This is a genomic window from Candidatus Koribacter versatilis Ellin345, from assembly GCF_000014005.1.
GTDB lineage: Bacteria > Acidobacteriota > Terriglobia > Terriglobales > Acidobacteriaceae > Korobacter > Korobacter versatilis_A.
Window position 1 is genome coordinate 682,112 of record NC_008009.1, and the last position, 25,907, is coordinate 708,018.

Genomic DNA, 25,907 nt, shown 5'->3' on the forward strand with positions numbered 1-25,907 from the left:
CCTGCCCTTATCGGCTCAATGGGCCTGGTTGTGCGGTCTGCAATGAATAACACTCTTAGCTTTATCGTCGGCGACAAGGTCGTTTATCCGAACCATGGCGTCGGAATCATCGAGCAGATCAGCAGCCGGACTATTGGGGCCGCCGTTCAGAAATGCTATTGGCTCAAAATCAAGGCCAGCAGTTTACGTGTCATGGTTCCCTTTGATAGCGTGCACCTCGTCGGGCTCCGCCGGGTCGTTCGCAATGGCGAAATCACCAAGATCATCGAGTACCTCTCCGACGGTAAGTGCGAGAGCAATCACGACTGGAAAGACCGCTTCAAAGAAAACTCCGACAAGATGCGTACCGGCTCTCTCATGGAAGTCGCCGGCGTCTTGAAGAGCCTTCTACTTCTCGGCCAATCCAAGCCCCTATCGTTCCGCGAAAAGAAGATGCTGGAGCGTGCCCGCTACCTGCTGGTCAGCGAACTCGCTATGGCCAAGAGCTGCGAAGAGCCGGAAGTGGAAGAACTGCTCGGCCGGGCGTTGCAGAAATGCAAACTGCGCTTCCCGGAAGCCAGCTCGATCGCCGAAGCATAAATTACTAGTTGGTTAACACGCAGCCTGCGGGCTGCGTTTTTCTATTTCGTGTGAACCCTTTTTTGGCGGCGCGGCATCTGCTCTCGCATGTCTGGAATACTGCACGTCTTCCGCACCCAGCCCGACGTTTACCAGGTCAACTACACGCTCGGAGTCTACTCGTGGGTCCGCACCATGCCCCGCGAGGAACTGGAGCATCTCCTCGTCACGCCCGTGGCGCTCGAAGAAGACTTTCTCGATAAAGTCTTGGATGAACTGAACGCGAAGGAAAACATCACCATCGCCGACGTCTCGATCACTGAAAACGAAGCCAGCGCCTTGGGCTTTGAGCCCATGCCAAGCGACGCGTAGCGAGAGGGATTCGACCCCGCGGCCTTGGCCGCTCCGCTCAGGATGACAGGCGAGAAGCGAGAAGTGTCACTCGCCCATCCACTGCCCGTAGCCCTCAAATCCTTCCACGTGGTCGAGTACGATCTTGATCGCGGCCGTAACCGGGATCGCGAGGATCAATCCCATCGCGCCCCACAACCAACCCCAGAACAACAGCGCGATCGTCACCGTCAGCGGATTGAGTTGCAGCCGTTTCCCGAGCACCTTCGGGTAGAGCACGTTCATCGCGAACAGGTGCAAGCTCAGGATAGAAACGATGATCACTACCAGCTTCTCAAGGCTCATCACTCCCATTCCGGTGATGACCGGCGGGATGAGTGCCAGCACGATGCCCAAGTACGGCACCATGCTGAGATACCCGCTGATGAAGCCCACGAAGTAGAAGAACGGCACTCCCAACAGTCCGAAGATGATCATGCTCACTACGCTGACAAAGAGCCCGACGAGCAGGTTCCCGACCAGAAAACTTCGGATCATGCTCGACATCAGCCCCAGCGTGACGTAAGCGGTGTTGCGGTTCTCCATCTTGAACAGCATCACCGTCGCCGACCTGACGTGCTCCTGCCAACTCAACATGAAAAACGCAAGGAACGGAATAAAGCTGATGGTGAAGAAGATTTCGCCCACGGAGCCGAGAGCGGTTGTAACTGTGTCGGACAGGCTCGACTGCTGGCGGATAGTAACCGCCCTCTTGTCATCTTCCGATTGCGGAACGATATCCTGGGTACTCCTCCGAAATGCTTCCGCCCGCCGTTCCCATCGCTGGCCAACCTCACGTATGCGCCGGCTGTACTTGGGCAGGTCCTGCATGAAGTCCACGCCTTTGCTGTACGACATGAACGTGATGCCGTAGATCACACCGATCAAGAGGAAAACTGCGAACAACGAAGCCAGCGACCGCGGAACGCCAAAGCGGACGCCGAAATCGACCACGGGCGCGAGCACGAACGCCACCAGGATCGAAACGAACAGCACCACCAGCACCATCTTCGCCACGTACGCGAGTCCAAGACCGGTGGCGAGCGCGAGAATGAAGAGGCACGTCGTCTGCGTCTTCTGCATCTTGCGCAGTTCGAGTTCTTCGGCTGTCGAACGGTCCAACGCCACCTGCGGGATTTCAGGAACGCCATCTTCGGTCTGAGGCGCAAAATCGATGGGATCGTCTTCCATTCCGGTTCGTTCCTTGTGGGTCGGTTGGTTGCGGGTGTGCAAACTATAATTTCAGCGTGTCCACAATGAAAGAGCCTTCTGCGGTACATGGGCGCATCCTGGCCCTCGATTTCGGCACCCGCCGCATCGGGCTGGCGGTCTCCGACCCGCTCGGCATCACCGCTCAGGGGCTGCAAACGCTCTTGCGCAAGAACAAACGCACGGATTTGGCCGCGCTTCGGAGCGTGATCGAGCAGAACGAAATCCGCGAGATCGTGGTCGGCCTCCCGCTCCGCCTCAGCGGCGCCGATAGCTCCTCCACCGAAAAAGCCCGCGAATTCGCCGCCTGGTTGGAAAAAGAGTTCGCGTTGCCCGTGCACATGTGGGATGAGCGCTTCACCAGCGTCGAAGCCAACCGCGTCCTGCGCGAAAGCGAAATGAGCATCAAGAAACGTGGCGAAGCCGTAGATCGGCTCTCCGCCGTCCTGATCCTGCAAGCCTTCCTCGAACGCCGCGGCATCGACAGGGAAGAGCCCCTGTCATCCTGAGCGGAGTCGCGCAAAGGCGACGCATTCGAAGGACCCCTATCCTCGCAAAAATATTGGGCACTTGACCGAGCGGCTTTGTGTCAGGGCACGACTTTATAGGCTGCTGAAAAACCGTGCTTCGCGGCAACACAGGTATCAGGGCACGACTTTAGTCGTGCCGAACGAGTCCAGAAAAACGGGCTTTAGCCCCTGCAATCCACCGCAGATATCCCGCTACTTACCTTCATCATCTAAACTGCTCTGGTTCGCATGCGAAAGTTCTTCAGCTTCGTGCTTCTCCTCGTCCTCGCCGTCGCGGGATGGCTTGCCTGGGCGCTCTACCTGCCCGTCGCGCCGTCAGAGCCGAAATTCGTGCTGCTGCGTCCCGGCTGGACAACGCGCCATATCGCCCGCGAGCTGAAGGACAACGGCATCATTCGCTCCGACAAAGCGTTCCTCTTCATGCATATCCTGCGCGGCGAGCGCAGCCTGAAGGCCGGCGAATATAAATTCGATAGCCCGGCGAATGCGCTGAACGTCCGTGATCGCCTCACCCGCGGCGACATCTACGTTCGCCAGGTCACGGTCCCCGAGGGCTACAACATGTTCGACATCGCACAGGCGGTCGAACAGGCGGGCCTCGGCACTGCCGCCGAATTCCTCAACGCGGCACGCCAGGATTTGTTCCTGCTCAAAGATGTCGATCCGACAGCGAAATCCCTCGAAGGCTATCTTTTCCCGGACACCTATTCGTTCACGCGCACCATGTCATCGCATGACATGGCCACCGCCATGGTGCATCGCTTCAAGCAGGAGGCGAAGGCACTCAATCTCGACAGCGATGTCCATCGCGTGGTGACGATGGCCTCGATCGTGGAAAAAGAAACCGCAGTTCCCGACGAGCGCCCCCAGGTCGCCAGCGTCTATTACAACCGGCTCGACAAGAACATGACGCTCGCTGCCGACCCGTCGGTGATCTACGCCGCGCTCCTCAATAACCGCTACCGCGGCACCATCTACCAGTCCGACCTGCAGTACGACTCGCCCTACAACACCTATAAGTACGCCGGGCTTCCACCGGGGCCAATCGCCAATCCAGGCCGCGCGGCGCTCGCCGCAGCCATGCATCCGGCGCAAACGCAGTACCTCTATTTCGTCGCCGACGCGCAGGGCCATCACCGTTTCGCAGCAACCCTCGACGAGCACAATCGCAACGTGCTGGCCTACCGGCGGGCAATAGCGGCGAAATAACCGTCACTTCCGTTCCTGTTGGTACTGTCAGGCGCGGACCTAAGGAATTAACTCTCCGCCACCTTGAAAACTTTTTGTCACGTTATACTTTCTAGTGAATCTAACGCCTTAGATTTGCTCTGTTTCGGCCCCTTATTACCAAATGCGATTGCGCCCTCATATACAAGTTGTTGCCATTTTTTCGTTGCTGCTCTCCAGCTCCGGGTGCCTTTTCCGCAGTAAACCCGTGACGGTTCGGATGAGCGATGCTCCGTTGAAAGACGCGACCCGTGAGCAACTCGTTCAGCAGTTGAACGAAGAAGCCTCCAAGATCAACACGATGAACGCGACGGTCGACATCCTTGCGTCCACCGGCGGATCCAAGAAGGGCAAGATCACCGAGTACCAGGAGATCCGTGGCTACGTCCTCGCCGAGCGCCCGAATTACCTGCGGATGATCGGTCTGCTGCCCATCGTGCGCAACAAGGCCTTCGACATGGTCACGGACGGCGATACCTTCAAGCTCTACATCGCGCCGAAGAACCGCTTCTACGTCGGCCACAACCAGATCAATAAGCCGTCGCCCAACGCTCTCGAAAACCTGCGCCCACAGCACATCAACGACGCGCTTCTGCTCCACGAAATCGACCCGAAGGACGAGATCGCAGTCCTCGAGGGCTCGAACGAGATCATCCAGGACACGAAGACCAAGAAGGACGTCGAGCAGCCCAACTACATTCTCGACGTGGTGCGCCACGACAAGGAAACCGACAAGTGGTTCCTGGCGCGCAAAATCTACTTCAGCCGCACCACGCTGAAGCCGTATCGCCAGGTCGTTTACGACAAGAACGGCTACGTTGCGACCGATGCAAGCTATGACGACTTCCGCCCCGCCGACGGCACGGAATTCCCCTACCAGATCCGCATCTGGCGTCCGCAGGAGGAGTACACGGTAACGCTGAAGATCGTGAAACTCGACCTCAACAAGCCGATGACGCAGGACCAGTTCGCGCTCGAACAGCCACCGGGCTCCACGCTGGTGAACCTCGACAACCATGTCCACAGCGCCAACGGCGGCGCTGGCATGGGGAAATAGGCAGGTTTTCTACCACAAAAGGGGCAAACCTCCCCGAAAGTGGGAGAAGGCTGTCAAGAGGCAAAATTGAGCGATTTCTTGGTAAGCTGCTGACACGGCGGGAAATATAAATTTCGAAAAAGTGTCCGGTTTACCCCCTTCGGGTTGGTATTCTGGAAATAGATAGAGAGCGGGGCAGAAATTCTGTCCCGCTTTCGCTTTTGGGGGAGGAAGTGAGGGACTGGGGGCGCGTCCCTTACAATCGTGAAGACATGATGAACCGGATGATTGTTTCGAACCTGGTCCACCGGCCGCTGCGGTCGGTGATCAGCATTGTGGCGATTGCCATCGAAGTCACGCTGATTCTGCTGATCGTAGGGCTTTCGGTGGGCATGCTGAACGACAGCCGCAAGCGTACCGCCGGCATTGGTGCGGACGTGATGGTGCAGCCGCCGAATGCGTCGGCCCTGTCCACGTTTAGTACGGCGTCGGTTCCGATCAAGGTGGCGGGAGCATTGGAGAAGTTGCCGCACGTGATTGCGGCAGTGCCGGTGGTCATGTCGACCAACACCAGCGGCAGCATCGAGGTGATTTACGGGATCGATCTGACGGCAGGATCGCCGTATAACTTCGATAACACGGGCCGGCCGTTCCGCTACATTGCCGGCGGACCGTTTCAGGGGCCGAACGACATGCTGGTGGACGACTACTTCGCCAGCGACAAGCACGTAAAAGTCGGCGATCAACTGGAGCTGTTTAACCACAAGTTTCGGGTTTCAGGCATTGTGGAGAACGGCAAAGGCGCACGCAAGTTCCTGCCGATTTCGACCTTGCAGAATTTGATGGGGGTGGAAGGCAAGGCCAGCATGTTCTATCTCCGGCTCGATAATCCGGCCAACGCCGATTTGGTGGTACAGGAGATCAAGAACACCCCCGGCCTGGAGACCTACACGGCACGTTCCCTGCAAGCGTTTCTATCGATGATGACCGTCGAAAAGCTGCCGGGCTTCTCGAACTTCATCAAGGTCGTGGTGGGAATTGCGATGATCATCGGATTCATTGTGATCTTCCAGTCCATGTATACGGCGGTGATGGAGCGGACGCGGGAGATCGGGATTTTGAAGTCTCTCGGCGCGAACAAGGTTTACATCGTGCGGCTGATCCTGAGGGAGACGCTGACGCTCGCAGTTTGTGGGATCGCGCTGGGTATCGGGTTCAGTTACGCGGCAAGGCTGGGCATCCGGGCGAAGTTCCCGCTGATGACGGTGCAGATGACCGCACCGTGGATTGGATACGCCACGCTGATCGCGGTCGTCGGCGCGATGATGGGGGCGATTTATCCGGCGGTAAAAGCCGCCCAGAAGGACCCGATTGACGCGCTGGCGTATGAGTAGGACGTAATCTCCGCAAAATGTGGCGGAGATTAGGATTTTTGACGTATGGCTGCGCATTGGCGCAGCCATATTCATTGCTCTCCCAACAGGGTTCAATGTCGGCTGAAGCGCATTTCGATGGTGACCGAAACGGCGACGGGCTTTCCATTCATCAGAGCGGGCTGCATTGTCCAAGTGCGTATTTTGGCTACCGCGACTTGATCGAAACTAAGGCCGAGGCTCTTGACGACGGTCATCGTCGTGACCCTTCCAGATTCGTCGATGATGGCGGCAACATTAACGGTGTCATCGAAAACTCCCTTGGGCGCGTTGTCTGGGAAGCTGGGGTCGGGAGTGTGAATGGAGATCGGCGCTGAAACTCCCTCAGTTTTTCCAACGTGGTGAAGGACATGTTCGCCGAGGGGAAAGCAGATTCCACTTGGCGGAATCGGGCCGGAACTCTCGGCTTGTTGCTTCGGTTTCTTGCCCTGTCGCTCGCGTTCACGACGCATATGCGCTGCGAAATCCGCTTTTTCTTCGGCAGTGCACGAGGGCGTGATCGATTTTCCCGGGCGATAGAAGACGCTCCAGAGCGCGTGTTCGACCGCGTTCTGGTCGGTGGAGTCTGGAACGTCGATTGTGACTGATCGCTTAACGATGCCTTCGGCGTAGGAAACGGAGTTGGTGTCGAGATGGTAGTTAAGGAGCGGCAGATCGCCTTCGAGCACTACTTTGCCCGGCGGGTAATGGATGGAGATGACGTGAAATGTGCCATCGGTTGGGCCGAATCCGAGTCGCGCGTCGGGTAAGGCGCGGCCATCGGCGTCGAACTCCAGCTTTTCGGAGCCGTAAAAACCGCGGAGGATCAGGAGCTTATTTTTGAGTATGTTTCCGAAAGGCAGGGACTGGTCGTTTGCGGAAGGTTGCGGGAACGCGGGAACAGTTGCAAGAAGCGCGAGGAGGGCGAGGATGCCAGGGAGCCGTTTCACGACAGGCGTATTGTACGGACGGAAATCCTTGGTTTGTACTCTGTTTTCCGCTACAATTCCTTGAAGCCTTGAAACGGGCCCGCGATGGGTCCGGAAGCAGTGTTGCGGCGGCAGTGTGCGTTGACATGGCCTGCTTGGGTTCGTTACACTTAAGGCTTCTGTAGTCCTGCGTTTGCCCGTCACGTGGTTCCCAGCGCGTTCCTGCGCGCCGGCTAACACAGCGGTATTCATTCGCGGTTTTCCAATATCTGGGAGAGTTAAGATGTCCACGTATTTCCCCAAAGGGGAAGTTGCGCGTAAGTGGTTTGTCGTTGATGCCGATGGCCAGACCCTCGGTCGCCTCGCGTCGCGGGTAGCGCGCATCCTGAGCGGCAAGGACAACCCCAAGTACACGCCGTTTATTGACACTGGCGACCACGTTGTCGTCATCAACGCCGAGAAGATCAAGATCACGGGTCTTAAGGCGGACAACAAGAAGTATTACCACTACTCCGGCTACCCGGGCGGCATGAAGGAAGAAGAGTTCCTGAAGCGCCTGGAGCGTCGTCCTGAGTTGATCCTGGAGACGGCGATCAAGGGGATGCTGCCGAAGTCGAAGCTGGGCAAGGCGATGGGCGGCAAGCTCAAGGTTTATCGCGGCGCCGATCATCCGCATATCGCGCAGAAGCCCGAAGTGCTGGCGAACGCGTAAAGAATTCAAGAAGGGTAGCGATTTCTCGAATGGCTGAATTAGTTCAATACTACGGAACGGGACGCCGCAAGTCGGCAGTTGCCCGTGTGTTCCTGCGTCCCGGCAGCGGTGAGTTCAAGGTCAACGGCAAAGGCTTCGAAGAGTACTTCGTGACCGAAGCGCAGCGTCAGTCGGCGAAGTCGCCTCTGGTCCTGACCGAAACCATCGCCACCTTTAACGTGGTCGCCAATGTCAGCGGCGGCGGCGTCAACGGTCAGGCCGATGCGGTGAAGATGGGCCTTGCCCGCGCACTGCAGGAGTTCAACGCGGAACTTCGGGGCAAGATGAAGGCCGAAGGCTTCATGACGCGCGACGCGCGCATGAAGGAGCGCAAGAAGTACGGCCAGAAGGGCGCTCGTAAGCGCTTCCAGTTCTCGAAGCGGTAATCGGGAACGATCGATTCCAAGTCCCCACCCTACGCTTGCGCGTAGAGTGGGGCACCCAGTTACGGCTCTCGGTTTGTGGTTCCGGGATCGAGAGTCGAGAAAGAACACCGGAACGAAATCACTCCGCACCCGCACATTACGGGGCGGGTACCGGAATGGAAATCTCAGGCCTGGCTTGAGATGCAAATCCAATAGGAGGTAGTTTGGCTAACATCACCATGAAGGAGTTGCTCGAAGCTGGCGTTCACTTCGGGCATCAGACGAAGCGTTGGAATCCAAAGATGAAGGAATACATCTTTGGCGAACGCAACGGGATTTACATCATTGACCTGCAGAAGACGCTGAAGATGTTCAAGGAAGCGTCCAAGTTTGTGTCGGATGTGGCCGCCGAGGGCAAGCTTGTCCTCTTTGTCGGCACCAAGCGCCAGGCACAAGATGCCATTGCTGAAGAAGCAAAGCGCTGCGGAATGTTCTACATCAACCAGCGTTGGCTGGGTGGATTGCTCACCAATTGGGTGACCGTCCAGAAGTCGGTGAAGCGGCTGAAGGAACTCGACGAAATGGCCACGGATGGCCGTTACGAGCTGCTCCCGAAGAAAGAAGTGATCAAGCTCGAGCGCGAGCGCAAGCATCTCCAGGCGAACCTGGCGGGCATCAAGAACCTGAACCGGCTGCCGGACTGCTTGTTCGTGATCGACTCCAACAAGGAGCAGATCGCGGTGAAGGAAGCTCGCAAGCTGGGCATTCCGGTGGTTGCAGTCGTCGACACGAACTGCGATCCGAGCGAAGTGGATTACGTGATCCCGGGCAACGATGACGCGCTGCGCGCGATCCGCCTGTTCGCCTCGAAGATTGCGGACTCGGTTGCCGAGGGCTCGCAGTTGGCCGACAAGAGCATGATCGAGAGCACGAATGTGAGCAACGCGGCCGAAGTAATTCCGCAGAGCTACATCGGTGACGACGAAGAGCATGGTCTTGCACAACCGACGGAAGAGGCCGCTCCGGTGGAAGAAGAGATCAACATGGAAGAAGTGCTGGGCAAGGGCGTGCGCAAGCAGCCAGTCTCAGAGAACGAGAACGTGGAAGCCGCCGCGGCGGAACAGAAATAAGACTCCTTCCAGAGCTTTCCATCTGACCCGCGTGAAACTGGCGCGGGTCATTTCACATAAGGCCTGTACCGAGCCGGGGCTTGAGTCCGGCAGCAAGGGTCCGGAATCTAATGTCTGCAGAGTTCTATCCAATGCCGATGTTTGTCCGGCTGGCGGTAGCAGATGTGGAAGCCAGCAAGCAGTGGTTTCACACGGTGCTGGAGTTCGAAAGCGTTTTCGATATTCCGCACTCCATGGCGCACCTCCGGGGCCGTCGCTACCAGGACGTGCTGATTGTGAAGGGCGAGGTTCCGGAGCAAGTAGGCCAGGGCGTAACGCTCAGCTTTAGCTGGAAAGAGCCGGTGGACGAGATTGTGCCGCGGCTGAAGGCGGCTGGCGGCAAGATCGTGGATGGTCCGGTGGACCGTCCGTGGAACGCGCGAGAGCTGGTGATTGAAGATCCGAATGGCTATCGGATGAGTTTCTCGCGGCAGCTTGCGAACAAAGAGTTCGGAGAAGTTATGTCGGGAGTGGAAGCAGACAAGTGAACCGATAGGGGTCCTTCGCTCCGCTCAGGATGACAGGGTAACGCAATTCATACGGATTTCTATAGAGGTCCAGACTGGAAGAGGAAGTGAGCACAGAGACCGTGAACATCAGCGCAGCACAGGTAAAAGACCTTCGTGAGAAGACAAACGCCCCGATGATGGACTGCAAGAAGGCCCTCACCGAGGCCAACGGCGACATCGAGCAGGCGATCGTGATCCTTCGCAAGAAGGGCATTGCGTCGGCTGCGAAGAAGGCTGCACGCGTGACCAGCGAAGGCTCGGTGGTGAGCTACATTCACGCCGGCGGCAAGATCGGCGTGCTGGTGGAAGTGAACTGCGAGAGCGACTTCGTGGCGCGCACGGAGCAGTTCAAGGAACTGACGCACGACATCGCCATGCACATCGCGGCAAGCGATCCGAAGTTCGTCCGCAAGGAAGACGTGACGCCCGAGTACATGGAGAAGGAAAAAGAGATCTATCGCGACCAGGCCGCGAAGACCGGCAAGCCGGCTCCGGTGATCGAGAAGATCGTCGAGGGCAAGATGGCGAAGTTCTACGAGGAAGTGTGCCTGCTCGAGCAGCCCTTCATCAAGGAGCAGACCATCAGCGTCGGCCAGTTGATCGCGACCACGATCGGCAAGCTGGGCGAGAACATCTCGGTGAAGCGTTTCGCGCGCTTCAAGGTCGGCGACGTCGGCGAGACGGTTGCGATCTCGAAGGCCTCGAACGAGGGTGAAGCCGAAGCACCGGCAGCGAAGTAGTTCGTTCGCACGTGAATGAAAGAGGGTGGCTGAAAAGCCGCCCTTTTTATTTTTCTACGAGAACGGGCGCGGTATCTGACGCGAGTTCGGCGCTGGCGCGGTATCGATGCCAGTGAATGAATAGGATGCGGATCGTGGCCATCACAGGAACCGAGAGGTAGATCCCGAGTACACCCGCGACTTCGCCTCCAGCGAGAACGCCGAAGATGGTGAGCAGAGGGTGGAGTTCGACTTTGCCGCCGAGCAGGCGCGGGGAGATCACATAGTCCTGAAGGAGGCGCCAGACGCCGAGAAAGACGACGACCCAGAGGGTGTGGTGGAAGTTTGGGGTGCCGAAGCAGACACCTACGATGCCCACCGCCGCGATGGCGGGGCCGACCAGCGGGACAAACTCCAGAAGGCCGCCGACGGCGCCGAGGATGTAGGCATAAGGAACCTGGAGCACCGATAATGCCGCGGTATAGACCAGTCCGGAGATGATGGCGAGCAGGAGTTGGGCGCGGACGAATTGCGAGAGCATGGCGTCAACATCAGTGATGAGCTGACCAAAAAACTCTCTTTTGCGCGGCTCGCCCACGATGTTCTGCAGCGAGAGGCGCAGGTCACGCTTATCTTTAAGCAGGAATGCGCCGAGGATGGGGATGATGATGATCCAGCCAATGTTGGTGAGCATCGCGGCGGTCCGGGTGCCGGCGCTGCTGATGGCGCTTACGATTTCATCCTGGTGGCTGACGAGCAGAGTCTTCAGACGTTGGGATGTTTCGGCGCTCCAGCCATGGCGGGAGCCGAGCGTGAAGGCGATGTTGCCAGAGGCGACTTTGTCGTAGAGATCCGGGAGTTGCTGGCCAAGTTTTTGGCCTTCGGAGAAGATGCGTGGCCCGATCAGTGCACCGGCAATGGTCACGGCGACGAAGAGCAAAACGTAAACAATGAGGATTGCGAGGCCGCGCGAGTTGCGCATCCATCCGGCAAGGCGGCTGACGACGGGTTCCAGCAAGTAAGCGAAGAGAAGCGCGAAGAGAAAGAGAATGAGCGTCTTGTGCGCAACGTAAATGAACGCCAAAACAGCGGCAAAAACCAGCACGGTGGTCAGTACGCGGACTGCGCGGCGGTCCAGCAAATCGATCACTCGCTCTCCATTCGTTTGGATGCGGCAAATTGCGTTTCGAGCAAGATGGGAGCATGGTAAACAGGGCGGGAAGAGGATTCCAGCGCGAAGTTGGGTGCGCATTGCTTCCGGGACGAGCGAGGCCGTAAAATCAGAGATTCAACGCACTTGAGCGAGCCTGTGAAGCAAGTCATCGGCATCTATCCCGGATCTTTCGATCCGGTCACGAACGGGCATCTCGACCTGATTCATCGAGGGGCAAAGATTTTCGATGAGTTAGTGGTCGCGATCCTCCGCAATCCGGAGAAGGACCCGCTGTTCACGGTTCCGGAGCGCAGAGAGATGTTGCAAGAGATGACTAAGAACTTGCCGAATGTGCGGGTGGACGAGTTTCAGGGCCTGATGGTGGATTACGCACGCAGCCAGGGCGCTGCGGCAGTGCTGCGGGGGATCCGGGCGATCAGCGATTATGAGTACGAGTTCCAGATGGCGCTGATGAACCGGAAGCTGGATTCGACCCTGGAGACGATTTTCATGATGCCGGCCGAGAAGTATTCGTACTTGAGCTCGCGGCTGGTGCGGGAAGTGGCGCGGCTTGGCGGTTCGGTCGACGGCCTGGTGCCGGAGATGGTGGTGCAGAAGTTGGTGTTGAAGGTAAAGGGTACGAAGTAAAGACGAGGAGATTTTATGAGTTCTGCAACATCGCAACTGACGCTCAGCCCCGCCGCGCGGATGAACCGCATTGAAATTTCGGCAACCCTCGCGGTTGTGAACGAAGCCGAGAAACTGCGCTCTGCCGGGGTGGATCTGGTGGACTTTGGCGCGGGCGAGCCGCACTTCGGAACGCCGCAGCACATCCGGGAAGCGGCGATTGCGGCGATCCATAACAACTTCTCGAAATACACGGCAGTGGCGGGCACGGCGGAACTGCGCGATGCGATTGCGAAGCGGCACGCCACAGACTTCGCCACCGACTACAAGCGCGAGGAAGTGATCGCTTCCGTGGGCGGCAAGCATGCGCTGTTCAACGCGATCCAGGTGCTGGTGGACCACGGCGATGAAGTCATCATCCCGGTGCCGTACTGGGTGTCGTTCAAAGACATGGTGCAGTACTCGGGCGGCAAGCCGGTGTTTGTAGAAGCGGATGAGAGCCAGAACTTCCGGCTGACGGCGGCGATGGTCGAGAAGGCCGTGACGCCGAAGACGAAGCTGATCATTTTAAATTCGCCGTCGAACCCGTCGGGCGCAGTGATGGCGCCGGAGGACATGAAGTCGATAGCGCGCTTTGCCTATGAACGCGGGATTTGGGTCATCTCCGATGAGTGCTATGTGTATCTGAACTACACCGGCGAAGAGTTTTCGCTGGGCAGCCTGACCGAAGTGAAGGAGCGGCTGCTGGTGGTGGGATCGCTTTCGAAGACCTACGCCATGACCGGATGGCGGCTGGGCTACACGCTGGCGCCGGCGGCGGTGGTGAGCCAGATGCAGAAGCTGCAAAGCCAATCGACGTCGAACCCGACCTCAATTGTGCAGAAGGCAGCGGTGGCGGCGTTGAATGGTCCGCAGGAGTGCGTCGCCGAGATGCGCGCCGACTACATTAAGCTGCGCGACGAGATCGTGAGTGGGCTGCGCTCGATTCCGGGCGTGAAGTGCACCATGCCACAGGGCGCGTTCTACGCCTATCCGGACATCAGCTGCGCGTTTGGCAAGGCAGGGATGAACTCGGCGGCCGACGTCGCGAAGAAGCTACTGCACGAGGCACACGTGGTCTCGGTCCCGGGCGAGGCGTTCGGCACAACCAAACACATCCGGCTGTCGTACGCGGCTTCGCATGAGAATGTGGCGCGCGGTTTGGAGCGGATGCACAAGTTCTTCGCCAGCCTTTAATTTCAAAATCCCCACGTCTCGAAAATCGCGAGACGTGGGGCACCCGTTCTGGCCAGAGCTGCTTCTAAGTTGTTTCGGGCGTAGTTCGCCGGTTCGTTCGACGACATTTCATGGCAGACCTTCATCCATTCCTGTTAGCCCCTGAATTTCATGAACGCATCTGGGGGACGCGCGACCTGCGGCCCATCTATACCCGCATTGTCGGCGATAACCCGATTGGCGAGGCTTGGCTGACCGGTGAGAAGTGCAAAGTTGCGAGTGGACCGCTGAAGGGCGAGACGCTCGAGACACTCTGCAAGAGATTTGGCGCTGCTTTGACGGGCAACAAGGCGAAGCCTGCCGACCGCTTCCCGCTGCTTGCGAAGTTTTTGTTTCCGCATGAAAAGCTTTCGGTGCAGGTGCATCCGGACGACGCGCGCGCGCAGGCGATCGGCCAGCCGTGGGGAAAGACGGAGTGCTGGTACGTGGCGAGCGCAGAACCTGGTGCGCAGGTCATGCTCGGATTCAAGGCCGGTGTGACGAAGCAGGAGTTTGAGCAGGCGATCCACGAGAAGCGTGCCGAGCACTTACTAAACGCGGTACCAGTGCAGACCGGAGACATGATTTACGTGGATGCGGGTACGGTGCACGCGATCTGTCCGGGCGCGGTGATCATTGAGACGCAGCAGAATTCGGACACGACCTACCGGCTGTATGACTATGGGCGTCCGCGAGAATTGCATGTGGAAGCGGGGCTGGCGAGCACGAAAGAGAAGACACATGCCGGCAAGGTGAAGGTTTCAAGGAACGGCAACCATGACGTACTGATTGCGTCGCCGTCTTTTTGCGTGGAGCGCTACTCGCTGAAATCGCCGCTGAAGATGAGCGCGGAGGAGCGAGGCGCGTCGGTGCAAGTACTGGTTTCAGAGAAAGGGACCGGTGTGCTGCACCACGCGGGCATCGAGCCGATCGCGTTTACTCCGGGTGAAGCGGTGGTTGTGCCGGCGGAGTGCGATGAGTTCGAAGTGCAGCCACAGTGGGAATGTGAGTTATTGCGGATGAATTTGCCCGCGCATGCAGTGCCCGAGCCAACTACAACATTGTTATGAAGAAATCGAAGGCAAATTTCTATCCCGTAATTCTTGCCGGTGGACGCGGAACGCGTTTCTGGCCTCTGAGCCGCAAGCGCATGGCGAAACAACTACTGCCGCTGAACAGTGATAAGAGCATGATCCAGGAGACGGTGGAGCGGTTATCGGCGCTCGCGGAAAAGAAGAACTTCTGGGTGGTTACAAACGATGATCTGCTCGTCCCGATTGCGAAGCAGCTGCGCGCATTGCCGATCAAACAGCTGATCGCAGAACCGGTGGGGCGGAATACGGCGCCCGCGATTGGGTTGGCGGCGTTCATCCTCGAGCGACTGGATCCCTCGGCAGTGCTGGGACTGTTTCCGTCCGATCACGTGACGTCGAAGCCAGAGGCGTTCAAGAAGGACATTGCGAAGGCGGTGCAGATCGCCGCGGCGGGCGAGAACATCGTGGTGCTGGGAATTAAGCCGACGCGACCCGAGACAGGCTACGGATACATTGAAGTAGGTGAGCAGTACGAGCGTGGTGTGATGCGAGTTCGGCGCTTCACAGAGAAGCCCAACGCCGAGAAGGCCGCGGAGTTCGTGGAGTCGGGGCATTATTTTTGGAACAGCGGCGTGTTTGTGTGGGGCGCGAAAACGCTGGCGAACGCATTGCGGGAGCACCTGAGAGAGACCGCGCCGTTCCTGGAGAAAATTGCCGCGAGCTACGGGACGAAAGAGTTCGCGAAGACGTTCGCGAAGTTGTATCCGAAGTGCGAGAACATCAGCGTGGACTACGCGGTGCTGGAACCGCGCTCAGCTAAGGGCGAGAAGAGCTCGAACATCTTTTGCATTCCGGCGGATTGGGGATGGAACGATCTCGGCTCGTGGGCGGCGCTGTTTGAGCATCGCGCGGCAGAGCAACAATTGAGCGAGCACGAAAACGTCCTCACATCGAAGGGTGCATTCACGCACGATGCGGGTGGAAACTTTGTGCACTCGCCGAGGAAGTTCATCGCCGTCGTGGGCGTGAAAGACTTAGTTGTTGTCGAGACCGACGACGCGCTGTTGATTACGACACGGCAGAAATCGCAGGACGTGGGCAAGGTCGTAAAGTTCCTCGACGAAAAGAAACTGAAGAACCTCGTTTAACTATGCCTCAGCAAATCAAGTTTGGAACTGACGGTTGGCGCGGACTGATCGCCGACGATTACACCTTCGAGAACGTTCGCCGCGTGGCGCATGCCATGGCTCATTACATCCACAAGCACGAAGACGCCAGCAAGGGCGTTTACGTGGCGTACGACACGCGCTTTGGCTCGCGCCGGTTTGCGGAGGCTGCTTCGGAAGCGATGGCTTCAACCGGATTGCGTGTAAAACTGGCGGATGATTACACACCGACACCGGCGTTGTCGTATGCGATCAAGAAGTTCGGTGCGGCCGGTGGCGTGATGATCACCAGCAGCCATAACCCGGCGAACTGGAACGGCGTGAAGTACAAGGCCAAGTACGGTGGCTCGGGCACGCCGACGATCATGAAACAGATCGAGAGCTATCTTGATGCGCCAGTGATCATGAAGAGTGGCGGCAAGGTTGAGGCGTTCGATTTCAAGGCGCCGTACTTCGAGGTGCTGAAGAGCTTTGTTGATCTCGATGCGATTGCCAAGGCAAACTTCCGCTTCTGCATTGACGTGATGTATGGCGCGGGACGCGGCGTGCTGTCGAAGATATTCAGCGAGCGCGGCATTTCGCACGTGGAGATTCGCGGCGAAGTGAACCCGCTGTTCCCGGGGATTAATCCGGAGCCAATCCTGCCGCATATTGCGGCGTTGCAGGAAGCGACGGTTCGCGAGAAAGCGCACGCGGGCCTTGCAACGGACGGCGACGCGGACCGCATTGGCGCCGTGGATGAGCGCGGCCGCTTCGTGGACGCCCACAAGTGCTTCGCGGTGATTTTGAAGTGGCTGTTGGAGAAAAAGCAGTGGCCGGGAGCGATCACGCGCGCATTTAACACCACCAGCATGCTCGATCGCATGGCGAAGAAGCACGGTCGCGAACTGGTAGAGCACGGCATCGGCTTCAAGTACGTTTGCGATGTTGTGCTGTCCGGAAAAGAAGTACTCGTCGGCGGCGAGGAGTCGGGTGGAATTGGGATTCCGCGACACTTGCCTGAGCGCGATGGAATTCTTAATTCGCTCGTAATTGCGAACGTGATGGCGAATTACGGGATGTCGTTGGGCCAACTCGTGGATTCGCTGCAGGCGGAGTATGGCGAACACCATTATGGACGTATTGACATGCACCTCGACAACGCGGTGAAAGAAGATGCGATGCGGCGCGCAGGTGAGCGTCCGGCGAAGATCGGAAAACTCCAGGTGAGCCGGATCGAAGATATGGACGGAATGAAGTTCTTCTTCGAGACACCAAACAACGGCAACGGTGCGGATGCGTGGGTGCTGATTCGCGCATCGGGCACGGAGCCGCTATTGCGTGTGTATAGCGAGGCATCATCGCCGGAGATGGTGCAGGATATCCTCGGCGAGGCGGAGAAGTTCGTGCATCGGCGCGCTTAATACTTGCTCGAGCGCAATGACAGCATCGCGCCACGAGAATAGAATTAAAGCAATCGCAGAGTTCGACGTAACCGCGCGGGCAATGTAAGATTGCCCGCAATTTCGTTTTCGCTCATGAATACTGTTTCGACCCTAAAGCCCGACAGCCTCGAGGCACGCCGCTATAACCGTCTCAAACGATGGCTGGAGGTGTCAGACCTGATCGTCGGTTTCGTGCTGCTGCTGGCCCTGGTCCTCACCCACGGCAGCGCGCGGCTGCGCGACCTCGCGTATCTCGCGTCGCGACAGTATTACTCCATCGCCGTATTCATGTTCGTGCTTTTCCTGCTGCTCATCAGCAAGGTGCTCTCGCTGCCGATCGATTATTACGGCTTCCGCCTGGAGCACGAGTTCAAGCTCTCGAATCAGAAACCTGGCGCGTGGCTTTGGGATGAGTTGAAGGGCTGGCTCGTCGGGCTGGTTATCCTTACGATTCTCGTCGAGGTACTTTACGCGACGATCCGTCTCTACCCGGATTATTGGTGGCTGGTTGTGTGGGCAGTATTCATCGGGTTCACCGTCCTGCTGGCGCAGCTTGCGCCGGTGGTGTTATTCCCGATCTTCTACCGTTTTGAGCCGCTGAAAAACGATGCCCTCCGCGAGCGACTGGTGAAGCTCGGAGAGAAGGCGGGAACCAAGGTCCGCGGCGTGTACGAGTGGAAGATCTCGGAGAAATCGAAGAAGGCAAATGCGGCGCTGACGGGCCTGGGGAAAACGCGGCGAATCATTATCGCCGATACTCTGCTCGAAAATTACAGCGACGACGAGATCGAGGCGGTGCTGGCGCATGAGCTGGGACATCATGTGCACGGGCACATCGCGAAGGGAATCCTGGTGCAGGTGGGGATTACGTTCGTGGGCTTCTGGGCGTCGCACATCATCCTGCGGTATGTCGTGGACCAGCGTCAGATGTTTCAGTCAATGTCGGACTTTGCGAACTTGCCCCTATTGGCGCTGATTGCCGCGGTGCTGGGTTTGGTGCTGACACCGGTGCTGAACGCGTACTCGCGCTACAACGAGCGGCAGGCCGACTCGTATGCGTGGAAGTCGATACCCTCGGTTGAGCCATTCGTGACGTCGATGCACAAACTAGCGAGCCAGAATTTGGCAGAAGAGAACCCGGCGCGATGGATCGAAGTGCTGTTCCACTCGCATCCTACGATTGCGAAGCGAGTGGAAGCGGCGGAGAAGTGGCGGGAGCGGCAGGCCGTCCCGCCAAGCGAGACACCCGCGACATCGGTTTAACGATAGGGGTCCTTCGACTTCGTTTCGCTTTCGCGAAACTCCGCTCAGGATGACAAGCCCACAAATAATCTAATTGCGAGAGCGTAGGATTTCTTCCACGCGCTTGAGGTCGGCTTCGGTATCCACTCCGATGGTGTCGTAGGGCGTTTCGGCGACGTAGATATCCACTCCATTTTCCAGAAAACGTAATTGCTCGAGGCGCTCGCTGCGCTCGAGGGACGACTCCGGCCAACCGCAGAACCGGTCGAGTGTCGGCTTGCGATAGGCGTAGAAGCCGAGGTGCTTGAAGTAGGCGATGTCGCCGCGATTGTCGCGATCGTAAGGGACGGTGGAGCGCGAAAAATACAGCGCGCGGCCGGTCTTATCGGTTACGACTTTTACGGCGTTCGGATTGGCGACGTCTTCCTTCCCGCAAGGTGTTTTAAGGGTGCCGACCTGGACGGTTTCATCCCGCATCAATTCGAGAAGCGTATTGAGGTGCTCGGGGCGGGCGAGAGGTTCATCCCCCTGAACGTTCACGTAGACGTCGGCTGCTACGGTCTGCGCGACTTCATGCACGCGATCGGTACCACTGCGGTGCTGGTCGGAGGTGAGGCGCGCGTTCCAGCCGTGCCGGTTGCAGACGTCCATGATCTCCTGCGAGTCGGTGGCGACGATGACGTCGGCGAGCATGGGCGCACCCTTGGCGGCGTTGTAGACGCGATCGAGCATGGTGCGGCCGTCGATCTCACGGAGGATCTTTCTCGGCAGGCGCGTGGAGGCGATGCGGGCGGGGATGACGGCGATGGCTTTCACCGTTCCAGTTTCGACGCGGGGTGCTGGTTCGGGCAAGTTGAATCGTGATACCCTCGGCGGCAATCTCTTTGAAACGGTTTAATCGTGAAAAAACATTCTCCCTCGCAAGATGGCATTACCCGCCGCGACTTCCTCAATTCAACGCTGCTCGCTTCCGGCGCGATGCTGCTGAACCAGGTCACTCCGGCTGAACTACTCGCACAACAGAATGGCGATGACTTCACCGGCTATGGCGGCGTGGGCGACTACGCGAATTCGAACGGCAACACCGAAGCGATCCTCAAGGCGGGACATGGAATTCGCGATGGCGCGTATGACACGCTGAAGGACGTGGCCGACACCGGCGAGACATTCGATTGCTTGATTGTGGGTGGAGGTATCAGCGGTCTGGCGGCGGCGTTGCTCTTCCAGCGTGGCACACAGAACCAGTGCACGTCGCTAGTGTTGGAGAACCATCCGATCTTTGGTGGCGAGGCCAAGCAGAATGAGTTGGAGGTGGATGGGCAACGGCTCACAGCGCACCAGGGTTCGGCGGTGTTCTGGGTACCATATCCATACAGTTTCATCGGGCGTTTCTACGACTCGATCGGATTGCGCGCACCGCGATTCGAATATCAACGGTGGGGAAGCAAAGAGCCAGAAATCCCGCTGAGCAAGACACCGTACGACATGTCGGGTGAGATGCCGAAGACGTATGGCTTTTATTTCGGCAAGAAGTTTGGAGGGTCGGGAACGTGGCTCATTGATCCGTGGGGAAAGAAGCTCGAGGGTGCACCGATCACAGCGCAGCAGAAGGCCGATCTTCTGGAGTGGCGTAACGGGCATCATCACCGGCCGAAACCGAAGTATCACGGTGACCCGATTACGCGGCAGCTGGACAGCATCACGCTCGAGGAGCACATGATGCAGCGGTTCGGCATCTCTCGCGAGACGATACGAACTCTATTGTCGCCGGTGGAGGGCGGAGGTTCGGGACTCGGGCCGGATGCGCTCTCCGCGTATGCAGAGTATGCGGCGGATTTTCTGTATCCGCTGCCAGAAGACGACGCGGACCAGATGTTTCCTGGAGGAAATACGGGTATCGCGCGGCACATGATGAAGACGCTGGCGCCGGATTCGATAACGGGAGCAGCGACGATCGAAGGCGTGCAGCGCGGGCGCGTAAACTTCGCGGCGCTCGACCGGAAAGATCAAAAAGCCAGGGTACGGTTGAATGCGACGGTAGTCTCTGTCGAGCACGAAGGCGCGGCAGAGAAGTCGAAGGCCGTGCTGGTGACCTACCTGAAGGATGGGAAACTCTATCGAGTACGCGCACGTTCAGTGGTCGTCGCGGGCGGATGCTGGACGGCGAAGCACATTGTGCGCGATTTGCCGGCGACGCATCGCGAAGCGTACGACCAGTTCTATCGCTCACCGTGTTTGATGGCGAATGTTGCGGTGAGGAACTGGCGGTTCCTATACAAGATGGGCGTCAGTGGCTGCCGCTGGTTTGAGGGGCTTGGAAATTACATGGAGGTGCGGAAGTTGCCAGTGTTCGGCGCGCCGTCAGCGACGATTGGACCGGATTCGCCTACCGTGCTGACGCTGAAATGTTTGTATTCGTATCCGGGCCTGCCGACGCAGGAGCAGGGAATTCGCGGGCGTACGGAGATGATTGGAACGTCGTTCCATCAGTACGAGCAGCAGATCCGCGATCAGTTCAATGAAATGTTTGGACACGTGGGCTTCGATGCGAAGCGCGATATCGCGGGGATCATCTTGAACCGGTGGGGACACGCGTACTTGAATCCGCAGCCGGGATTTTTCTTCGGCAAGGATGGGAAGCCGGCGCCCAGCGAGGTGTTAAGAGCAGCCCCCTTCGGGCGAATTGCGTTTGCGAATACGGATTTGGCGGGGATTATGGATCACCGCACGTCCATCATCGAGGCGGATCGTGCGGTGAGGCAGTTATTGGACCACGTGATTACTCAGAGCTAGCGCTATTTCAGCAGACGTTTCATGCGCGCGATGTCGATCTGCGGAGTTGGATATTTCGGGTCCATATCCTCCAGGGCTTCCACGATGATCTTCGAGACCGCGAGATTGCGGAACCATTTGTGGTCGGCGGGAATGATGAACCACGGCGCGTATTTCGTGCTGCACTTGCCGAGCGCGGCTTCGTAGGCCTCCGTGTAATCGTCCCAATATTCGCGTTCTTTCAGGTCGGCTTCGGAGAGCTTCCAATGCTTCGACGGGTCGGCCAGTCGCGCCTCGATACGCTTCTTCTGCTCGCCTTTGCTGACGTGCAGGAAGAATTTCAAGATCGTGGTGCCATTTTCGGTCAGGTATTTCTCGAAGCGATTGATCTCGTCGTAGCGGTCTTCCCACACTTTCTTGGGTACGAGATCGTGTACCCGCACCACCAACACATCTTCGTAGTGTGAGCGGTTGAAGATCATGATCTCGCCGTTTTCGGGCGTGGCCTGATGGATGCGCCAGAGGAAATCGTGCAGGCGTTCGCGGGTTGACGGGACTTTGAAGGACGTGACCTTGCAACTCTGCGGACTTGCGCCCGACATTACGTGGCGGATAGTGCCGTCTTTGCCGGCGGTATCCATGCCTTGCAGCACGATGAGCACCGAGCGCTTGCCTTCGGCGTAGAGCGTGTACTGCAGGTCGTCGAGGCGGCGGATGGTTTTTTCCATGAGCACGTCGACTTTGTCGTTGTCGTCACCCTTTTCGTGCTCGGTTTCGTAGCCGAGAGTCTCACAGGTGTCGTAGTCCTTGAGGCGGACTTTCTTGTGTGGGGGCACAGCCAATTCTTTGCTGAATTTCATTGGTGGCTCTCTCCGAATTTAGGAACGCACAGTCGCACGTGATTTATAGCACTGACAAGTGTTCCCGAATGTGATGGTCTTGCGTACCGTGCCGCTTTATTCCCGAGGAGGAATTGTATGGCAACAACGCTATCGAAGGTGGCAGATCTCGCAGGGCCCGGCATCGGCAACTATACCGAACTCGAAAAGATCCTGCCCAAGGACTATCACTCACTGCTCGATCGCAAACAAACCCAGAAGGCGATCTATGCGGTGAAGACGTACATTGAAGAGCACCTCTGCCAGGAATTGAACCTGATTATGACGTCCGTGCCGCTGATTGTGGATATGGAGAGTGGCGTGAACGACTATCTCGATCGCGACGGATCGAGGACGCCAATCACCTTCCACATCCCGAACGATCATGACGTGCACCCAATCGACGCACAGGTGGTGCAGGCCGCGACCAAGTGGAAGAGAATGGCGCTCAAACAGTTCGATATGAAGCCCGGCGAAGGGCTTTGCACCGACATGCATGCGGTGCGCAAGGACTATTTCCTCGATCACGACCACAGCGTGTACGTGGACCAGTGGGACTGGGAGCGGACAATTACGGCCCAGCAGCGCAGCCTCGAATTCCTGAAGACGATTGTCAGCAAGATTTGGACGGTGATTGTCGGAGCGGAGCGGTTCGCGCTGAACAAATTCCCGGAACTGAATGATCCACGCTGTCCCAAGCTACCGGAGAAGCTGACCTTCCTGCATGCGGAAGACATTCTCGAGATGTATCCGGACCTGCCGCGGAAACAGCGCGAGACGATGATCCTGCAAAAATATCCGGCGGTGTTCATTATCGGGATTGGATGGACGCTGAAGGATGGCTATCCGCATGAAATGCGCGCGGCGGATTATGACGACTGGGTCACCGAGACAGAGTCGGCCGAGGGCAAGATGATGCACGGCCTGAACGGTGACATCCTGGTCTGGAACCCGGTAACGAAGCGTCGGCACGAGCTGTCGTCCATGGGCATCCGGGTGAATGCGGAGACGCTGAAACAGCAACTGAAGGCGACGAACCAGGAGCACTTTCTGAACTTCCCATATCACAAGGCGATTCTGGACGGCACGATTCCGCTCAGCATTGGCGGCGGTATTGGGCAGTCACGGACGTTGATGCAGATTTTGCGGAAGGCACATCTTGGCGAAGTGACGGTATCGGTGTGGCCGAAGATCCTGAAGGAGATTTGCGCGAAGAAGAATATTTTCGTTTTGGAGTAATTGTTGGATTCGGAAAGGCGCTGCCGCGACAGCGCCTTTTTTCGTTTCGGCTTAATCGGACCACGGAGTGGGCAAGCGGTCCCAGCGATGTTTTTTCAATTCAGCGAGGAGTGCGGGGTTGAGACCACCGGCGTCGCTGTCCGAGATGTTGTGCTTGACGTGTTCGGGCTTGCGCATGCCGGCAATCGTGGTGCTGACTGTGGGGTTCGAGAGGATGAAGCGAATAGCCATTTCGGGCAGGACCATGCCTTCGGGAAGGATTTTCTTCAGCGCTTCGACGCGTTCTACGGTCGGTGCAAGGTTTTCGGGGCCGAAATAGCCCGCGCGCCAATCGCCTTCGGGGAACTTGGTGTCGAGGGTGAGATGGCCAGCGAGGCTGCCTTCATCGAGCGGAACACGGGCGATTACGCCGACGTCGAATTCGTCGCAGATGGGGAAGAGTTCATCCTCGGGGTTCTGGTCGAAGATGTTGTAGATAACCTGCACGGCGTCCACGAGGCCGGTGCGAATGGCTTTGATTCCGTTGGCGGGCTCCCAGCGGTTGAGGCTGAGGCCGAACGAGCGGATGATGCCGTCACTCTTGAGTTTTTCGACGGTGCTGCGGAACTCGGGCTCGTCAGTCCAACTGTCGTCCCACACGTGATATTGCAGCAGATCGATGGAGTTCACGCCGAGCTTTTCGCGGATGGCGTTGGCGTAGTGGAAGACGTGGTCGGCGGGGAAGACATCCTGGTACTTGTACTCGGGGGTCGCGGGCCAGCGATCGTTCTTGGGCGGAATCTTTGAGGCGGCGTAAAGTCGCTTGTTCGCATTGCGCGCGATGATCTGGCCGAGCAATTCGTCGCTGTGGCCGTTGCCGTAGGCCCAGGCGGTGTCGAAGAAGTTGCAGCCGAGGTCCACCGACATTTGCAGAGAGCTGAGGGATTGCTCGTCGGCTGAGCCACTCCATCCGCTCATGCCCCAAAGTCCGTAGGCGACGTCGCTGATTTCAAAACCGGTACGTCCGAAGGTGCGGTATTTCATGAGGCCCCTTATGTGCGAATGCTGTTGTCCGGACTATTCTGCCACGGCGCTGGAAAGTGCGGGCTGCTCGCCGGCAATTTGCGTGGGATCCATTTGCAGCCAGTAGTGGAGGCCGATCGCGCCGGCAATGGTGACGAGGCTCATCAGCCATCCGATGCTCGGCGAGAGCCAGAAGACGTGATTGTCGAAGCGAAGCAGAGCAAACCAGAGCAGGATTGTCGCGACCGACGCCACTAGCGGCACCCAGCGCTGGCGGTCGGCGATGGGCAAGCTGGTTTTGCTGATGGCCTGCAAGAGCAACGCGAACGGGTAGGCGACGATGAGATCTACGAGATAGTGCTCGCCGGTGCCGAGCGTGGCGCAGACGGTAAATAGGACGAAGTAGAGGACAATCGCGCGCCAGAACCAGTGCAGGCCCTTGGAGTTCCACCAGGCTAGCAGTACCCATCCCATATGCAGCGACGGGATCGCATTGCGCGGGCCGGGCAGGGTGACGACCGTCGGCACGAGACGCGCGGCTTGGGTGAAATCCGGAACGTAAAACGGAAACGACGCGCCGAAGACGTGGGCGGGGCCCATCGCCGGAAGCAGGTTGTAGAAGATGACGCCGATGGGACCGGTGAGGAGGAAGGCATACATCACTGGCAGTGCGGCGCCTCCGCGACGGCGAAGATTCAAGCCGTAAACGAGCGCGATGGGCAGCGCGAGGCCGACATAGACGATGGTGCTCGAGATGCGGAACCAGGTGTAGGTCGCAAAGATCTTGCCCATCTCCGGCGAGGCCTGCCAGATGAGGCTGGCGTCGAAGGAGAAGAGGTAGTAGTCGAATACCTGGGGATGGAGTTTCTCGGTGATAGCGAGCAGTTCGCTGGCAAACCAATCAGAGCCGGCAAAGATCACCGCGGGGATAAAGGCGTAGAGGAGCATGCGCTGTTCATCGCCTTGCGACCAGATCGCGCGCAGACCGAGTACCAGGAACGCGGCGAGACCTACGAGGGAGATTGTCGGGACGACCAGGAAAATGCCGGCAGCGCGGGTCCCGGCGATGCCATATTCCAATGCCCACAGCACCAACGCGACAGCGACGACGTGGATCAGTTCTTTGGGACGACGGATACAGGCGTAGATGATGGCGGCGCCTGCCAATGCCGCAGCGAAATAGGCCGAAACGATGGACTCAATGTAGAACCGATGGCTGCACGCGAGCCCGCACACCAGCGCCACCAGCAGCAGGCTGAGCAGGTATTGCAGGATTCGGCGCGAGGTTGGCGGCATCAAGGTCCCAGATGTG

Annotated in this window: 26 protein-coding genes; 19 read left to right on the forward strand and 7 right to left on the reverse strand. The window is 58.2% G+C overall.

All coding sequences use genetic code 11. The annotated features are described in order from the left end of the window. Positions 1-42: 42 nt before the first annotated feature. Positions 43-579 carry a CarD family transcriptional regulator gene (locus ACID345_RS02825; protein ID WP_041855378.1) on the forward strand — a complete coding sequence of 179 codons (537 nt, stop codon included), beginning with the start codon at positions 43-45 and terminating at the stop codon, positions 577-579. Between the two features lie 87 nt (positions 580-666). After that, positions 667-930 carry a hypothetical protein gene (locus ACID345_RS02830; protein ID WP_011521361.1) on the forward strand — a complete coding sequence of 88 codons (264 nt, stop codon included), beginning with the start codon at positions 667-669 and terminating at the stop codon, positions 928-930. A gap of 66 nt (positions 931-996) precedes the next feature. Here ACID345_RS02830 and ACID345_RS02835 read toward each other — a convergent pair whose 3' ends face one another. Continuing rightward, a complete protein-coding gene (locus tag ACID345_RS02835) occupies positions 997-2,139 on the reverse strand; it encodes an AI-2E family transporter (protein WP_011521362.1) in 1,143 nt (380 codons plus the stop codon). A gap of 65 nt (positions 2,140-2,204) precedes the next feature. Here ACID345_RS02835 and ruvX point away from each other — a divergent pair, with 65 nt between their 5' ends. From ruvX to ACID345_RS02855, 4 genes are all read left to right on the forward strand, one after another. Further along, positions 2,205-2,666: a Holliday junction resolvase RuvX gene (gene ruvX, locus ACID345_RS02840; RefSeq protein WP_011521363.1), complete on the forward strand. Its 462-nt coding sequence runs from the start codon at positions 2,205-2,207 to the stop codon at positions 2,664-2,666. A gap of 249 nt (positions 2,667-2,915) precedes the next feature. After that, on the forward strand, positions 2,916-3,896 hold the full coding sequence (gene mltG, locus ACID345_RS02845; RefSeq protein WP_011521364.1) for an endolytic transglycosylase MltG: 981 nt from the start codon (positions 2,916-2,918) through the stop codon (positions 3,894-3,896). A gap of 238 nt (positions 3,897-4,134) precedes the next feature. Continuing rightward, on the forward strand, positions 4,135-4,971 hold the full coding sequence (locus ACID345_RS02850) for a DUF4292 domain-containing protein (protein WP_041855380.1): 837 nt from the start codon (positions 4,135-4,137) through the stop codon (positions 4,969-4,971). Positions 4,972-5,222: 251 nt separating this feature from the next. After that, positions 5,223-6,344 carry an ABC transporter permease gene (locus ACID345_RS02855; RefSeq protein ID WP_320408719.1) on the forward strand — a complete coding sequence of 374 codons (1,122 nt, stop codon included), beginning with the start codon at positions 5,223-5,225 and terminating at the stop codon, positions 6,342-6,344. 92 nt (positions 6,345-6,436) lie between these two features. On the opposite strand, the gene ACID345_RS02860 is transcribed toward ACID345_RS02855, so the two are convergent. After that, on the reverse strand, positions 6,437-7,312 hold the full coding sequence (locus ACID345_RS02860) for an energy transducer TonB (protein WP_041855382.1): 876 nt from the start codon (positions 7,310-7,312) through the stop codon (positions 6,437-6,439). 262 nt (positions 7,313-7,574) lie between these two features. Between ACID345_RS02860 and rplM the strand changes: the two genes are divergently transcribed. The 5 genes from rplM to tsf all read left to right on the forward strand — a co-directional run bounded on the left by rplM (position 7,575) and on the right by tsf (position 10,825). Next, a complete protein-coding gene (gene rplM, locus ACID345_RS02865) occupies positions 7,575-8,003 on the forward strand; it encodes a 50S ribosomal protein L13 (RefSeq protein ID WP_011521368.1) in 429 nt (142 codons plus the stop codon). 29 nt (positions 8,004-8,032) lie between these two features. Beyond that, positions 8,033-8,428, forward strand: a complete 396-nt coding sequence (gene rpsI, locus ACID345_RS02870) for a 30S ribosomal protein S9 (protein WP_011521369.1) — start codon at positions 8,033-8,035, stop codon at positions 8,426-8,428. A 203-nt stretch (positions 8,429-8,631) separates the two neighbouring features. Beyond that, on the forward strand, positions 8,632-9,537 hold the full coding sequence (rpsB, locus tag ACID345_RS02875; RefSeq protein WP_011521370.1) for a 30S ribosomal protein S2: 906 nt from the start codon (positions 8,632-8,634) through the stop codon (positions 9,535-9,537). A 131-nt stretch (positions 9,538-9,668) separates the two neighbouring features. After that, a complete protein-coding gene (locus ACID345_RS02880; protein ID WP_187148930.1) occupies positions 9,669-10,064 on the forward strand; it encodes a VOC family protein in 396 nt (131 codons plus the stop codon). An 86-nt stretch (positions 10,065-10,150) separates the two neighbouring features. After that, entirely contained in the window at positions 10,151-10,825 is a 675-nt protein-coding gene (tsf, locus tag ACID345_RS02885) for a translation elongation factor Ts (protein WP_041855383.1), read from the forward strand. 46 nt (positions 10,826-10,871) lie between these two features. Here tsf and ACID345_RS02890 read toward each other — a convergent pair whose 3' ends face one another. Beyond that, positions 10,872-11,954, reverse strand: coding sequence for an AI-2E family transporter (locus tag ACID345_RS02890; protein ID WP_041855384.1), 1,083 nt, complete (start codon positions 11,952-11,954; stop codon positions 10,872-10,874). Positions 11,955-12,113: 159 nt separating this feature from the next. Between ACID345_RS02890 and coaD the strand changes: the two genes are divergently transcribed. From coaD to ACID345_RS02920, 6 genes are all read left to right on the forward strand, one after another. Then, positions 12,114-12,605 carry a pantetheine-phosphate adenylyltransferase gene (gene coaD, locus ACID345_RS02895; protein WP_041855385.1) on the forward strand — a complete coding sequence of 164 codons (492 nt, stop codon included), beginning with the start codon at positions 12,114-12,116 and terminating at the stop codon, positions 12,603-12,605. Positions 12,606-12,620: 15 nt separating this feature from the next. Continuing rightward, positions 12,621-13,820, forward strand: coding sequence for a pyridoxal phosphate-dependent aminotransferase (locus tag ACID345_RS02900; RefSeq protein ID WP_011521375.1), 1,200 nt, complete (start codon positions 12,621-12,623; stop codon positions 13,818-13,820). A gap of 110 nt (positions 13,821-13,930) precedes the next feature. After that, positions 13,931-14,908 carry a type I phosphomannose isomerase catalytic subunit gene (locus ACID345_RS02905; protein ID WP_011521376.1) on the forward strand — a complete coding sequence of 326 codons (978 nt, stop codon included), beginning with the start codon at positions 13,931-13,933 and terminating at the stop codon, positions 14,906-14,908. Then, positions 14,905-16,020, forward strand: coding sequence for a mannose-1-phosphate guanylyltransferase (locus ACID345_RS02910; protein WP_011521377.1), 1,116 nt, complete (start codon positions 14,905-14,907; stop codon positions 16,018-16,020). Before ACID345_RS02905 ends, ACID345_RS02910 begins: the two co-directional genes overlap by 4 nt. 2 nt (positions 16,021-16,022) lie before the next feature. Beyond that, positions 16,023-17,441, forward strand: coding sequence for a phosphoglucomutase/phosphomannomutase family protein (locus tag ACID345_RS02915; RefSeq protein WP_011521378.1), 1,419 nt, complete (start codon positions 16,023-16,025; stop codon positions 17,439-17,441). A 114-nt stretch (positions 17,442-17,555) separates the two neighbouring features. Next, positions 17,556-18,725, forward strand: a complete 1,170-nt coding sequence (locus tag ACID345_RS02920) for a M48 family metallopeptidase (protein ID WP_011521379.1) — start codon at positions 17,556-17,558, stop codon at positions 18,723-18,725. A gap of 69 nt (positions 18,726-18,794) precedes the next feature. Here the strand turns inward: ACID345_RS02920 and kdsB are convergent, their stop codons facing one another. Then, a complete protein-coding gene (gene kdsB, locus ACID345_RS02925) occupies positions 18,795-19,583 on the reverse strand; it encodes a 3-deoxy-manno-octulosonate cytidylyltransferase (RefSeq protein WP_011521380.1) in 789 nt (262 codons plus the stop codon). 21 nt (positions 19,584-19,604) lie between these two features. On the opposite strand from kdsB, the gene ACID345_RS02930 reads away from it, so the two are divergent. Then, positions 19,605-21,497: an NAD(P)/FAD-dependent oxidoreductase gene (locus tag ACID345_RS02930; protein ID WP_011521381.1), complete on the forward strand. Its 1,893-nt coding sequence runs from the start codon at positions 19,605-19,607 to the stop codon at positions 21,495-21,497. A gap of 2 nt (positions 21,498-21,499) precedes the next feature. On the opposite strand, the gene ACID345_RS02935 is transcribed toward ACID345_RS02930, so the two are convergent. Beyond that, on the reverse strand, positions 21,500-22,336 hold the full coding sequence (locus ACID345_RS02935) for a polyphosphate kinase 2 family protein (protein WP_011521382.1): 837 nt from the start codon (positions 22,334-22,336) through the stop codon (positions 21,500-21,502). A gap of 117 nt (positions 22,337-22,453) precedes the next feature. Here ACID345_RS02935 and asnA point away from each other — a divergent pair, with 117 nt between their 5' ends. Further along, on the forward strand, positions 22,454-23,593 hold the full coding sequence (gene asnA / locus ACID345_RS02940) for an aspartate--ammonia ligase (protein ID WP_011521383.1): 1,140 nt from the start codon (positions 22,454-22,456) through the stop codon (positions 23,591-23,593). Positions 23,594-23,644: 51 nt separating this feature from the next. On the opposite strand, the gene ACID345_RS02945 is transcribed toward asnA, so the two are convergent. Then, positions 23,645-24,616 carry an aldo/keto reductase gene (locus ACID345_RS02945; protein WP_011521384.1) on the reverse strand — a complete coding sequence of 324 codons (972 nt, stop codon included), beginning with the start codon at positions 24,614-24,616 and terminating at the stop codon, positions 23,645-23,647. 33 nt (positions 24,617-24,649) lie between these two features. Beyond that, positions 24,650-25,891 carry a phosphatase PAP2 family protein gene (locus ACID345_RS02950; protein ID WP_011521385.1) on the reverse strand — a complete coding sequence of 414 codons (1,242 nt, stop codon included), beginning with the start codon at positions 25,889-25,891 and terminating at the stop codon, positions 24,650-24,652. Between the last annotated feature and the right edge of the window lie 16 nt (positions 25,892-25,907).